Origin of the sequence: Bradyrhizobium lablabi (assembly GCF_018129385.1) — a bacterium.
In the GTDB taxonomy this organism is placed as follows: domain Bacteria; phylum Pseudomonadota; class Alphaproteobacteria; order Rhizobiales; family Xanthobacteraceae; genus Bradyrhizobium; species Bradyrhizobium lablabi_C.
Genome location: NZ_JAFCLN010000040.1, coordinates 1 through 12,938, shown reverse-complemented (window position 1 = coordinate 12,938; position 12,938 = coordinate 1). Strand labels below are relative to the sequence as shown.

13 protein-coding genes are annotated in these 12,938 nt (G+C 63.0%); 4 read left to right on the top strand and 9 right to left on the bottom strand.

Annotated elements, in window-relative coordinates:
• Positions 1–218 precede the first annotated feature (218 nt).
• From JQ628_RS34220 to JQ628_RS34205, 4 genes are all read right to left on the bottom strand, one after another.
• The gene (locus JQ628_RS34220; protein WP_212230998.1) at positions 219–1,079 is read right to left on the bottom strand and encodes a MaoC family dehydratase; all 861 of its coding nucleotides are present in this window, start codon (positions 1,077–1,079) and stop codon (positions 219–221) included.
• A gap of 210 nt (positions 1,080–1,289) precedes the next feature.
• Positions 1,290–1,679 carry a Zn-ribbon domain-containing OB-fold protein gene (locus JQ628_RS34215; protein WP_212230996.1) on the bottom strand — a complete coding sequence of 130 codons (390 nt, stop codon included), beginning with the start codon at positions 1,677–1,679 and terminating at the stop codon, positions 1,290–1,292.
• Positions 1,679–2,836, bottom strand: coding sequence for a thiolase domain-containing protein (locus JQ628_RS34210; protein ID WP_212230994.1), 1,158 nt, complete (start codon positions 2,834–2,836; stop codon positions 1,679–1,681). Before JQ628_RS34210 ends, JQ628_RS34215 begins: the two co-directional genes overlap by 1 nt.
• Positions 2,837–2,989: 153 nt before the next feature.
• Entirely contained in the window at positions 2,990–6,481 is a 3,492-nt protein-coding gene (locus tag JQ628_RS34205) for an indolepyruvate ferredoxin oxidoreductase family protein (RefSeq protein WP_212230992.1), read from the bottom strand.
• A gap of 239 nt (positions 6,482–6,720) precedes the next feature.
• Between JQ628_RS34205 and JQ628_RS34200 the strand changes: the two genes are divergently transcribed.
• Positions 6,721–7,590 (top strand): cytochrome c, encoded by an 870-nt coding sequence (locus JQ628_RS34200; protein WP_212230990.1) that lies wholly within the window; start codon positions 6,721–6,723, stop codon positions 7,588–7,590.
• A gap of 25 nt (positions 7,591–7,615) precedes the next feature.
• On the opposite strand, the gene JQ628_RS34195 is transcribed toward JQ628_RS34200, so the two are convergent.
• Positions 7,616–8,257 (bottom strand): trimeric intracellular cation channel family protein, encoded by a 642-nt coding sequence (locus JQ628_RS34195; RefSeq protein WP_212230988.1) that lies wholly within the window; start codon positions 8,255–8,257, stop codon positions 7,616–7,618.
• Between the two features lie 135 nt (positions 8,258–8,392).
• Between JQ628_RS34195 and JQ628_RS34190 the strand changes: the two genes are divergently transcribed.
• The gene (locus JQ628_RS34190; protein ID WP_212230985.1) at positions 8,393–8,794 is read left to right on the top strand and encodes a hypothetical protein; all 402 of its coding nucleotides are present in this window, start codon (positions 8,393–8,395) and stop codon (positions 8,792–8,794) included.
• A 68-nt stretch (positions 8,795–8,862) separates the two neighbouring features.
• Here JQ628_RS34190 and JQ628_RS34185 read toward each other — a convergent pair whose 3' ends face one another.
• A complete protein-coding gene (locus JQ628_RS34185) occupies positions 8,863–9,678 on the bottom strand; it encodes an isocitrate lyase/PEP mutase family protein (RefSeq protein ID WP_212231000.1) in 816 nt (271 codons plus the stop codon).
• 67 nt (positions 9,679–9,745) lie between these two features.
• Entirely contained in the window at positions 9,746–10,054 is a 309-nt protein-coding gene (locus JQ628_RS34180; protein WP_212230982.1) for an NIPSNAP family protein, read from the bottom strand.
• A 169-nt stretch (positions 10,055–10,223) separates the two neighbouring features.
• Between JQ628_RS34180 and JQ628_RS34175 the strand changes: the two genes are divergently transcribed.
• Both JQ628_RS34175 and JQ628_RS34170 read left to right on the top strand, forming a co-directional pair.
• Entirely contained in the window at positions 10,224–10,922 is a 699-nt protein-coding gene (locus tag JQ628_RS34175; protein WP_212230979.1) for an ArsR/SmtB family transcription factor, read from the top strand.
• Between the two features lie 167 nt (positions 10,923–11,089).
• Positions 11,090–11,317, top strand: a complete 228-nt coding sequence (locus JQ628_RS34170) for a GCG_CRPN prefix-to-repeats domain-containing protein (protein ID WP_212230976.1) — start codon at positions 11,090–11,092, stop codon at positions 11,315–11,317.
• 130 nt (positions 11,318–11,447) lie between these two features.
• Here JQ628_RS34170 and JQ628_RS34165 read toward each other — a convergent pair whose 3' ends face one another.
• Together JQ628_RS34165 and JQ628_RS34160 are read right to left on the bottom strand one after the other, a co-directional pair.
• A complete protein-coding gene (locus JQ628_RS34165) occupies positions 11,448–11,711 on the bottom strand; it encodes a twin-arginine translocation signal domain-containing protein (RefSeq protein ID WP_212230973.1) in 264 nt (87 codons plus the stop codon).
• A 260-nt stretch (positions 11,712–11,971) separates the two neighbouring features.
• Positions 11,972–12,325 (bottom strand): twin-arginine translocation signal domain-containing protein, encoded by a 354-nt coding sequence (locus JQ628_RS34160; RefSeq protein WP_212230970.1) that lies wholly within the window; start codon positions 12,323–12,325, stop codon positions 11,972–11,974.
• Positions 12,326–12,938 lie beyond the last annotated feature (613 nt).

Genomic DNA, 12,938 nt, shown 5'->3' with positions numbered 1-12,938 from the left:
GATCCGGGAGCCGTCTTCAGAATCCCTATTGCCCTCCAATGCAATAGGCCTCTCAAATCCATATGCGATTCCCCTGCCGCTTGCGGGGAGAGGTCGAAATTCGCATCAGCGAATTTCGGGTGAGGGGGACCCTCCACGAGTCCCGATGTTGAGACAGCCCCTCACCCCAACCCTCTCCCCGCAAGCGCGGGGCGAGGGAGCACACCACCCTCGCCGCTTCAGCCCAGCACCGTCTTGCCGTTGCGAATGACGGTGACGCCCCGCGCCTTCACTTTCGCCTCGAACGAGATCACATTGCCGTCCTTCCACATCTCCATCGTCACAGTCTCGCCCGGATAGACCGGCGAGGAGAACCGCGCGACATGCTGCTTGAAAGCGGACGGATCGTAATCGGCGTAGGTCTGCAACACGCCGCGGCAGGTGATGCCGTAGGTGCACATGCCGTGCAGGATCGGCCGGGGAAAACCGGCCTTCTTGGCGAAGCCGGGATCGGAGTGCAGCGGGTTGCGGTCACCGCAAAGACGGTAGACCAGCGCCTGATCCGGCCGCGTCGAGATGTCGACGACCTTGTCCGGCGCGCGTGACGGCATGTTGTGCGGTTCCGGCTGCGCCAGATTAGGTCCGCCAAAGCCGCCATCGCCCCGGGCAAAGCGCGAAGCGACGATCGTTGCAAGCGCCTCGCCTTTGTCGTTCTTCAGCACGGTCTGGTGGCTGATCACCACACCCTTGTCCTTGCCCTTGTCATAGACCTCGCGCACCGAGGAATCGGCGGTGATGTGGGCCGCACCCGCCAATGGCTGATGGAAGGTAATGTCGCGCTCGCCATCCACCACCAGCACGCGGTTGAGATTCATCTCGCCGGGACCGGAGCCCCAGGCCGCGACGGACGCAAATGTCGGCACGACTTTCAACGGGCGCGGTGTCAGCGTGCCCTCATTGACGAAGGCGAGCTCTTTTTCATCCATGGGGTCCGCGCCCATGCCTATGCCATAAGCGTAAAGCATCACCTCACGGTCGGTGTAGCTGTATTTCTGACCGAGGTTCTTCAGCCCCTTCAGTTCTTCGTATCTTGCCGACATCCTGCGATTTCCTCCCGAAGTATTTCTTTTTTGGCGCTGCCCGTTACTGCGCCCTCTCCCCTTGTGGGAGAGGGCAAGAACGGCCTCGCCGCGATCTCGCTTGGGTGAGGGGTAGCCTCCACAAGCGCTGCGCCCGCGAATAGAACTCCTCATCCGGCGCTTCGCGCTACCTTCTCCCACAAGGGGAGAAGGAAGAATGCGCACTTCAAATCAGACCGGCGTGAAGAACGGCAGCGGCGCGCCGTCGGTCGGCTTGAACACCACTTTCACCTTCTGTCCGATCTTCAGCTTTTCCAGATCGCAGTCGACAAAGTTCGTCTGAAGCGACGGCCCTTCCTTCAGCGTGACGTAGCCGATTGCGTACGGCCCGGTCGGCGACTTCCGCATCAGGCTGAACGTGTAGATCGTGCCCTCGCCCGAACTCTCCTCCCACACCGTCTTGTCGGAGAAGCAGAACGGGCAGATCGAACGCGGAAAGTAATGCGGCTCACCGCAGGCGGTGCAGCGCTTGATCATGAACTTGCCGGCCTTCGCCGCTTCCCAGAATGGCGCGGTTTCCGGGTTGGTCACCGGGGCATTATACTTCTTCGTTTCAGCCATCAGACGCGCTCCAGAATGCAGGTTGAGGCGGCATGGCGCACGCCGAGCAGGCCGCCGGTGCCGTGGGCGATCGCAAGATCGCAGTTTGGCACTTGCACCTTGGGATGGGCTTCGCCGCGCAGTTGCCGGACCGCTTCGAGAATTTTGGTCATGCCGCCGCGGTTGACGGGATGGTTGCTGCACAGGCCGCCGCCGTCGGTATTGAACGGCAGCTTGCCGACGCCGGAAATCAGGTTGCCGTCGGCGACGAACTTGCCGCCCTCGCCTTTCTTGCAGAAGCCGAGGTCTTCGAGCTGCATCAGCACCGTGATGGTGAAGCTGTCATAGATCGAAGCGTACTTGATGTCCTTTGGCGTAACGCCGGCTTCCTCGAAGGCGCGCGGGCCGGACCACACGCCGGCCGAATAAGTCAGATCGAGATCCTTGCCGCCGCGCGGCCCCTTCATCGCCTCGCCATGGCCGATCAGTCGTACCTGCGGCTTCTTCAGGCTCTTCGCAATTTCCGGCGTAGTGACGATCATCGCGCCGCCGCCGTCGGTGACGACGCAGCAATCCATCCGGTGCAGCGGGTCCGAGATCATCGGCGAGTTCAGCACGTCTTCGACCGTGACGACGTCCTTCAACATCGCATGCGGATTGTATTGCGCGTGGTGCGAGGCCGCGACCTTGATCCAGGCTAGCTGTTCGCTAGTGGTGCCATAGTCGTGCATGTGGCGCATGGCACACATGCCATAAGCATTGTGCGTGGTGGCCCCATAGGCAGACTCGAAATCGACCTCAGCGCCGGCCGCGCGCGGCGGCATCGGTCCGGTGCGCGGCTTGCCCGCCAGCGTCACCAGCGCGACCGAGCACTTGCCGGCTGCGATCGCTTCCGCGGCATGGCCGAGATGGATCAGGTAGGAGCAGCCGCCGGTCTCGGTGGAATCGACGTGGCGCAGTTTCTTCGTGTTGAGGCCGAGATAATCGACCATCGGCCAGAGTCCGCCCGGCGCATCGCCCGCCATGAAGTAGCCGTCGATATCGTCCTTGGTGAGCCCGGCATCCTCAAGCGCACCCTTGGCGACCTCGGCATGTAGCTGTGCGGTGGATTTGTCGGGTGCATGCCGGGTCGGGTGCTCGTAGATCCCGGCAATATAGGCCTTGCCCTTGATGGTCACTGTTTCTCCGCTGGCGTTTCTTCGTATCCAGCCAATTTCTTGGCCTGTCAGCGAAGGCTTGGCAAGCGCGGAGATATTCCGTCAGGTGAGACGGGTATGCGCCCAGCTATTCGTCGTCCCGGCTCGGAACGGGACGACGAGTTGTGAGAGCCCCTACTCCGCCGCCATCTGGCGCGGTGCCGGCGGCGGGTTCACCAGATCGGCGGCGAGTTCCGCGTAGCGTGCTTTGGCGTCCTGCACCGCCTTCTCCTTTACCGGGCCGTAGCCGCGGATGCGGTCGGGCAGCGAGAGCAGTTCGATCGCGACATCGACGTTGGCAGGCGACAGCAGGCCGAGCACGGTGGCGACGTCCTTCTCGTAGCCGGCGATCAGGTCGCGCTCCATCTTGCGGTCCGGGCTGTAGCCGAAGATGTCGAACGGCGTGCCGCGCAGGCCCTTGAACTTCGCCAGCGTCTTGAACACCGGCATCATCCACGCGCCGAAGGCGCGCTTCTTTGGACGGCCCAGCGCATCGACACCGCCGCCAAGGATCGGCGGCGCGAGGTTGAAGCTGAACTTGAAATCGCCCTCGAACTGGTCGCGAAGCTGCTGCTCGAAGTGCCCGTCCGTGTAGAGCCGTGCGACCTCGTACTCGTCCTTGTAGGCAAGCAGTTTTGCGTAGTTGATCGCCACCGCGCGCGGCAAGGCATCGCCATAACCGCCCTTTCTCGCGACATCGCGCACCTGGCTGACGAGGCTGCGATAACGTTCAGCGAGTTTTGCATTCTGATAATCGGTCAGCAGCTTCGTGCGGTGAGCGACGACTTCGTCCAGCGACATCGCATCGAGCGTCTTCGGCGGGACCACCTCTTCGTGGCCCTTCATCAGGGCGACCATCTTTGCGGGGTCGTGGGCCGCAAGGCGCCCGAGCTGGAATGCCTGCGTGTTCATCTTGATCGAGACGCCGTTGACCTCGATCGCCTGCTCGATCGCTTTCGCCGAGAGCGGCAGCAGGCCCTTCTGATAGGCGTAGCCGAGCATCATGATGTTGGTGGCGATGGAATCGCCGAGCAGGACTTCCGCCGGCGTCGTGAAGTCGAAGAAGGAGGAATCCTTCTTCAGTGTGTTCTCCAGCACGCTATTCACTTTGCGGTTCTGGAAATTGAAGTCGCGGTTGAGGATGAAATCAGCGGTCGGGATCAGATGGGTGTTGATGATGCCGTGGGTACGGCCGGATTCACAAAGCGTGATGGTGTCCTTGGCGCCCGCCACTACCTCGTCCGCCGCCATCACGAGATCGGCGGTGCCGGTCACGATGCGCGAGCAGGTGACGTCAGCGGTGTGTTCGGAAAGCCGGACGTGGCTGATCACCGCGCCGCCCTTTTGCGCAAGGCCCGACATGTCGAGGATCATACTGGCCTTGCCTTCGATGTGCGCGGCCATGCCGAGCAGCGCGCCGATCGTCAGCACCCCGGTGCCGCCGACGCCGCCGACCGCGATGTTGTAGGGTTTTTCCAGCGACGGAATCGATGCAGGGTCCGGCAGATCGCCGATACTGCCGAGATCGGGCGGCGCGCGCCGCCGCAGCTTGCCGCCGTCGACAGTGACGAAGGACGGACAGAAGCCTTTCAGGCAAGAATAGTCCTTGTTGCAGGTCGACTGGTTGATGGTGCGCTTGCGCCCGAGCTCCGTCTCCAGCGGCTCGACCGAGATGCAGTTCGACTGCACCGAGCAATCGCCGCAACCTTCGCACACCGCCGGATTGATCAGCACGCGGCGGGCCGGATCCTCCATCAGGCCGCGTTTGCGGCGCCGGCGCTTTTCGGCGGCGCAGGTCTGCACGAACACGATGGCCGAGGTGCCCTTGGTCTGGCGACACGCTTTCTGCACCGCGTCGAGTTCGTCACGATGGGCGACCTTGACGCCCGGCGCGATATCGGAAGCGGGATAGAGATGCGGGTTTTCCGAGACCAGGTAGATTTCGCGGATGCCTTCGGCGTGAAGCTGGAAGGTGATCTGCTGCGGCGACAATTCGCCGTCGACATGCTGGCCGCCGGTCATCGCGGTCGCATCGTTGTAGAGGATTTTGTAGGTGATGTTGGCACCTGAGGCGACCGCCTGACGGATCGCGAGGCTGCCGGAGTGGAAGTAGGTGCCGTCGCCGAGATTGGCGAACACGTGCTCTTCCTTGGTGAACGGCGCGACACCGACCCACGGCACGCCCTCGCCTCCCATGTGGGTGTAGGTCTCCGTGCTGCGGTTCATCCACAGCGCCATGAAGTGGCAGCCAATGCCGGCAAAGGCGCGGCTGCCTTCCGGCACCTTGGTCGAGGTGTTGTGCGGGCAGCCCGAGCAGAAATATGGCGTGCGGCTGATCGGCGCCACCGCCTGCATCTGCGTCGCCTCGCGGCCGTTGAACCAGTCGGCCTTGGCGCGCAGCATGTTAGCGATTTCGGGATTGAGATTGAGGCGAAGCAGGCGTTCGGTCAGCGAGCTGGCAAGAGAGGAGACGCTAAGCTCGGCGGCAAACGTCAGGAAACGCTTGTCGTGGTCGTCCATCTTGCCGACGATGCGCGGGCGGACGTCGTCGCGCCAGTTGAACAGCTCCTGCTTGACCTGGTTCTCGACGATCTCGCGCCGTTCCTCGACGATGAAGATTTCCTCGAGCCCGACGGCGAACTGACGCACGCCTTCCGGCTCCAGCGGCCAGGGCATGCCGATCTTGTAGAGACGAAGCCCGATCTTGGCGGCAACCTCTTCGGTGATGCCGAGTTCGCGCAGCGCCTGGCGAATGTCCTCGTAGGATTTGCCCGACGCCATAATGCCGTAGCGGGCATTCGGCGAATCCATGGTGATGCGGTTGATCTTGTTGGCGCGGGCGAAGGCGATCGCGGCGTAACCCTTGTGATCTTGCAGGCGGAGATCCTGCATGTAGCGATCGTCCGGCCAGCGCAAATTGAGGCCGCCCGGCGGCATCTCGAAATCGGTCGGAATGATGAAGGGCTTCATCTCGTCGGTGAGATCGATCTCGGCAGTGGTTTCCACCACCTCGGTGATCACCTTCATGCCGACCCAGCAACCCGAGTAGCGCGACATCGCAATGCCGAGCAGGCCCATCTCGATCATTTCGTGGATGCTGGAGGGATAGAGATAAGGCATCAGCGCCGAGATGAAGGCATGGTCCGACTGATGCGGCACGGTGGAGGATTTCGCGCCATGGTCGTCGCCGGCGAGCACCAGTACGCCGCCGTTCTTGGCCGAGCCCGCCGTGTTGCCGTGGCGGAACACGTCGCCGCAGCGGTCGACGCCGGGGCCCTTGCCGTACCAGATGCCGACCACGCCGTCATAGTTGGCGCCGGGCGAGAGGTTGAGCTGCTGCGAGCCCCAGATCGCGGTGGCTGCCAGATCCTCGTTCACGCCGGGCTGAAATTTGATGTTGTATTGTTCAAGATGTTTACGGGCGGCGAAGAGCTGCTGGTCGTAGCCGCCGAGGGGGGAGCCGCGATAGCCGGAAATGAAACCGGCAGTGTTAAGCCCCATGGCGCGGTCGCGGCGGATTTGCGCCATCGGCAGGCGGACAAGCGCCTGAATGCCGGTCAGGAAAATGTGGCCGGTGCCCTGGGTGTATTTCTGGTCGAGACTGATCGGACCCTGGTTGATTCCCATTCCGTCCTCTTTGGCTTTGGCCGCGACTGCCCGGTTTTTAGCTAGTCATCCGAACCGATTAGAACCAGTCTATGTCGGTTTTTCCCGGCTCCGCATCACAATTCTCGGCAGGCGACCCCCGCGCCAAAAGTTCGCAATTTCGTACCGGGAATGTCGCTACGCCTTTTCGGTTTGTGTCGTCGAAATGCCTTGGCGCGAAATGCCGTGACGCATCTATAATGCGCCTGACTGGGGGAAGGATGCAGCAACCCAAGCGCAGCGTCGCGGCGATTCTCGTCGGCCTCTTTTTGTGCGGTGCATTCGCAGCACCCGCCGGCGCGGCCGAGCCTTCGGCCGAGACCATCGCGCGCGGCAAGGCGCTGGTGGAGGCCGGCGACTGCGCAAACTGCCATACCGCCGATCCCGCAAAGCCGTTTGCCGGCGGCAGGCGGATCGCCCTGCCGCCTTTCGGCGCCGTCTACGCGCCCAATCTGACGCCGGATCGCGAAACCGGCATCGGCAACTGGCGCGACGAGGATTTTGTACGGGCGCTGCGCCATGGCATCGCGCCCGACGGCTCGCGCTACTATCCGGCCTTCCCCTACCCGTATTTCACCAAGCTGATCCGCAACGACATGCTGGCGATCCGCGCCTACCTCGCAACGCTCGAGCCGGTCCGCAAGCAGACTTCGCCGCCCGAACTGCTGTTTCCCTTCAACTTCCGCGTGACGATGCGGCTGTGGAACTGGCTGTATCTGGAGCCCGGCATCATCATGCCGGACCAGGCCAAGGGCACCGACTGGAATCGCGGCCGCTATCTGGTCGAGGCGCTTGGTCATTGCGGCGGCTGTCATACGCCGAAGAGCCTGTTTGGCGCCGACAAGAGTGACCGGGCCTTCGCCGGCGGCAACGTTGACGGTGTCCTCGCGCCAAGGCTGGACAGTGCGGACGGCAGCGCGCTGAAGTCGTGGACCGCCGAGGACCTCACCGAATATTTGCGCAATGGCCGCAATGGCAGGAGCAAGGCTGGGCCAATGATGTCCGAGATCATCGCCAACTCGACCTCGAAGATGCATGAGGGCGATGTCCGCGCCATGGCGATCTATCTCAAGTCCCTGCCCGCGCGATAATTCCAGCAGCTCCAGTGAAGGGCGCTTACCGCTTGTTCTCATCAAACACGAATTTCGGCATCTCCCATCGGTAGCGGATCGCCAGCAGGCGGAACGACAGGCCAAGCAGGAAGGTGAGCACGGTCCACAGCTCTTGGTTGACCTTCAGGCCGAAGGACACGGAATAGAACAGGCCGGTGACAACGGAGACGCTCGCGTAGAGCTCGGACCGGAACAGCAGCGGCACGTCGTTGCACAGGATGTCGCGCAGCACGCCGCCGGCGCAGCCGGTGATCATCCCCGCCACGATCACGATCGGCAGCGAAGCGTTCATCTGCCAGGCGACGTCGCAGCCGATCATGGTGAAGATCACGAGCCCGATCGCGTCGAGCACGAGGAAGGCCGTGTTCAGCCGGTGCACCGCCTGCGCGATCAGGATCGTGAGGAAGGCGGCGACCGCGGTCAGTGCGAGCAGCCACGGGTTTTGCACCCAGGCGAGAGGATAATGTCCGAGCAAGACGTCACGGATAGTGCCGCCACCGAGCGCGGTGATGCAGCCGAGCATCGCGACACCCGCCCAGTCCATGCTTCGACGACCTGCGGCAAGCGCAGCCGTCATCGCCTGCGCGGTCAGCGCGATCAGCGAAAGCCAATGCAGCACGATATCGCTCGAGGGCAGTGTCCACATCGAATCATCAGGGAGATTTTGCTGTGGAACCGATGGTGCGGGTTCCCGCATCAATAGTCCACATGCAACGCGCCCGGTTCCCGGAACCAGGGCGGCAGCCCGTGGTTGTCTTGGCGTTAATGGAGGAACCAGACGATGGCCTACCCTAACGATCCCGACCGCGCCCCCATGAGCGACGAGGAGATTCGCCGTCAGGCGCGGCTCAACAGTCTCGACAACGACTTGCAGCCCGATCCGGCGCTCGGCGAGGGTCCGCCGAGCGGCGGCAAGGTCGCGATGTTCGCGATCGCCATCGCAGTGGTGCTCGGCGCCTTGTTCTATGGCCTGAACAACACCACCGTAAACCAGGCCGGAACCGAGCCGCCTTCGCAGACGGCACAGAACAAGCCGGCCCCGGCCAACCCCGCGGCGCCTCCCGGCATGCGTGACGTGACGCCGAAGGCGAACACCGAGCCCGGCACAACCACGGGCGCGGCGCCGGCGAAGCCGCCGTCCAATGCTCCGACCGGTCAGGAAATCGATCGCAACAAGCAGTAACGATCTCAAATATTGATTCCAACTGGTGCGGCGGGCCTGATCGCCCGCCGCTTTTGTCTGTTTCTTCGCTAGCTGAACATCTTGTTCAATTCGCCGCCGGGATAGCCGTTAGCGAATTCAGTGAAGGTGCCTTTCTCGGCCATCTCCTTTGCCGCCTTCATGAAGCCCGCCCATGCCATCCGCGACAGCGAACCGCCGACACTGATGCGGCGCACGCCGAGCGCAGCCGCGTTCGCAAGCGAATGATCCATTCCAAATACGAGCAGATTGACTGGCCTTGGGTGCACGGCCTTCACGACAGCGGAAATCTCTTCGCTGGTTGAAATGCCGGGCGCGTAGAGACAATCCGCGCCGGCCTCGGCATAGGCCGTCAGACGGTCGATCACGAGATTCAGATCCTTCTGCCCGCGCAAGAACGCTTCGCAGCGGCCGGTCAGCAGAACACCGGAATTATCGGCATCGATCGCCTTGCGCGCCGCCTTGATGCGGTCGACGGCAAGTGCGCGCTCGAACAAGGGATTTGCAGCGTCTCCCGTATAGTCCTCGATCGACAGGCCCGCGACGCCGGTCTTCACCGCGCGCGCAACGTTGACGCCGACCTTGTCCGGCTCGTGCGCAAAGCCGTCCTCGAAATCGGCGTTGACGGGAATGTCGACCGCCGCACCGATCGCGCTGAGATGATCGCAGACATCGTCCACGGTGACACGGTTGTCGGGCTTGGCCATGGTCCAGGCAAAGCCCGCGCTGGTGGATGCCAGCGCCTTGAAGCCGAGATGCTGCAAGGCGCGCGCCGTGCCGGCATCGTGCGGATTGGGGATGATGAAACATCCGGACTCGTGAAGCTTCTTGAAAGCGGCGCGCTTGTCAGCAGTTGTCAGCATGATCTCTCTCCCCGGGTTGTTCATCGGCGCCGCGAACATAGTGACGCAATAGCTATTCTTCCAGCCGTCCTCACGTCACGACCTTGCGCAGAAACGTCCGCTCCTCTGCCAGGATGAACTTGTTCTCTTCCGCGAAATTGAAGTTCGCCATGCCTTCGCCGTCGGCGCGCAGCCGCGCCCGGTAGCTTTCGTAGGCGGCAAGGCTTTCGAATGAGATGAGTGCGAACGCGATATTGTTGGTGCCCTCATGCGGCATCCAGTAGCCGATGAGGTCGCCGCCGCATTTCGGAATGATGGTGAGCCAGTTCTTCGCGTACTGCTCGAACATCGCGCGTTTGAACGGGTCGAGCCGGTAACGGATGAAGACGGTGACGGACATGAGAGGCTCCGGTTTTTCAGCCGTCATTGCGAGCGCAGCGAAGCAATCCAGCTTTGCCGAGACAAGAAAGCTGGATTGCTTCGTCGCTGCGCTCCTCGCAATGACGGCGGGGTTTCAGCCCTACATATAAACGCTTGCACGACACCAATGCTTCGGCTATCATCGAACTATGAAAGCAGGCCCCGACATCGCCATGATTGCCTCGCTCGTCGGCGATCCCGCGCGTTCCAACATGCTCACCGCGCTGATGACCGGCCGCGCCCTGACCGCAAGCGAGCTCGCGCAGGAGGCCGGCATCACGCCGCAGACGGCGAGCTCGCATCTCTCCAAGCTCGAGGCCGGCGGGCTGATCGAGCCGGAAAAGCAGGGCCGCCACCGCTACTACCGCCTCACCGGCCCCGACGTCGCCGGCGTGCTGGAAGGCCTTGCCGGCCTTGCGGCCCGCGCCGGCCACATGCGCGTGCGCACCGGGCCAAAAGATCCGGCGCTGCGCCGCGCGCGGATTTGCTACGACCATCTCGCCGGCGATCTCGGCGTGCAGATGCTCGACAGCATGAAGCGGCAAAAGCTGGTGCGCGCCGGCAAGCAGGCGATCGAGCTTACGGGCGAAGGCAAGCGCTTCATGGCCGAAAGCCTCCAGATCGATACCGACAGCCTTAGCCATCCGCGCCGGCCGGTGTGCAAGGCGTGCCTGGACTGGAGCGAGCGGCGGCATCATCTCGCGGGCACCTTGGGCGCAGCGATGATGGCGCGCTTCACCGAACTGAAATGGGCTGCGCGGGACGAAGCGCCCGGCAGCCGCGTCGTCAATTTCACCCGCACCGGTGAAAAACGATTCGCGGCGCTGTTCGGCAATGGCGAGGCCTGATCGCCTACCACAGCGGCCTTACGGAACATTAACGCCGGCATTCATTCCGCATTCACGTCGCCACATTAAAGTCCGAAACATGTTTCGGTTTGTCGCCCTCGCCGGCCCCGGCGAATCACAAGCCCGAAACGCGCGCCGCGATGCGGCTTAAATCTGAGGGAACGGAAATGAAATATCTCTTCGCTGCAGCGCTGGCTGTCATCACGGCCGCGAGCTTCGCCGAAAGCGCCAACGCAGCCGGCGGTTGTGGTCCGGGCTATCATCGCGGCCCCTACGGCGGATGCCGCCCCAATCGCGGCGTGGTCGTGGTTCGCCCGGCGCCGCGGGTTGTCGTGGTGCCCGGTCGCGTTTGCCCGCGCGGCATGGTCTGGCGTTATGGCCGCTGCCGCTACTGATCGGCGCGTCAGCGATTGAAGGAAAAACCCCGCTTCTGGCGGGGTTTTTGTTTGAGCGTTTTCGATGGAGCAAAGCGAGGGCGGAAATCCCGCCCTCGCCTGAATGATTGCATTTCGTTGCGGCGCTGACTCACCAGCGGCGCCAGTGGCGGCGACGCCACGGGCGGCGGCGGCGATGCCAATGGCGGCCGCGGTGCCAGCGCACTTCTTCCGGCGCAAGGCGATCTGCTTCTTCCTTCGACGTGACGGCGGGTTGGGTGCCGGGATTGGCGGGAAGCCTGTCATTTTCATTCGGCGGCTGCGGCATCAACGGTGCGGCCTGCGCACTCGTTGCCAATGCGGCGGCACCGGCGACTGCGCCCAGGGCGAATTTGAGAAAATCCCGACGTTCCATAATGTCGTCCTTCTTGTTTGATCGCGCGTGATGCTACGGAAGTTTCCGTGCGTCGACATGAATACGCGCTGAACCCCGCGCGTGCGGGTTGAACGATTTCATGGCGTGCGGGTTCCACTGAAGATGAAGAGCAAAGCCATCAGCACTCGCGAAAGCAGGTACGCCGTGGCTTCATCGATTCAATCATCGCTGTCTCTCGTGAGCAAAAAAGCGAGGGCGGGAAATTCCGCCCTCCGCTCGACCGGGGCTCCGGCGTTGGCTCACCAGTAGTAACGACGCCGGCGCCAATAGCGGCGGCGCCAGCGACGGCGGCGGCGGTGCCAGCCCCAATGGCGGCGACGGCGCCAACCCCAGCGGCGTCCGCGGTACCAGCCGCGATGGCGTCCACGGCCCCAACCGCGCCCTCGCCCGCGTCCCCACCGCACTTCTTCAGGCGTGAGTTGATCGGCTTCCTCTTTCGAGGTGACGGCGGGTTGCGCGTCGAGATCGCCTGGAAGCTTGTCATTTTCATTGAGCGGCTGCGGCATCAGCGGTGCGGCCTGCGCGCTTGCGGCAAGCGCGGCGGCACCGGCAACAACACCTAAGGCGAATTTGAGAAAATCCCGGCGTTCCATGACGTCGTCCCTCTTGCTTGATCGCGAGTGATGCGACGCAAGTGTCGGCCCGCGAAAATGAATGCGCGCTGAACTGCGCGTTCAGACTTGAACGAGGCTGTGGCACGTCGGTTCCTGCGGGCTGTCGTCCCTGCAAACGTTCCTTTCCATAATCATGACGGTCGTCATCCCCGCGCATGCGGGGATCCAGTACGCCGCGGCTTCTCGATTCTATCACTGCGGCTCTGGAATACTGGATCCCCGCATGCGCGGGGATGACGAGTGAGTGTGTGGCGGCGTTCTCGCGACACGATTTGCGCCCGAGCTTTTCGAATTCATCGCGCCTCAGAAGATAGAGGGCGCAGGGAATGCCGGGTGCGCGCTGCACCCGCGGTCTCGTGTGCGCTGCTTGCGCAACAAAAAACTGCACACGAGCATACAGGTGAGCGGAGAACACTCCGACATCCCCTGCGCAATGGCTTTACGGCTTATATCGCGCTCTCCCTGGTGAGCGGGCTTGTTGTCACCATCGCCGACGGCATATGCCGCCGACTTAGCGCCAGCGTCGCGGCGCCAGGACCACACGACTTCGCCGTACGCCCTTGCTCAGTCGTCTGCTGAACAAGCGCGTCCA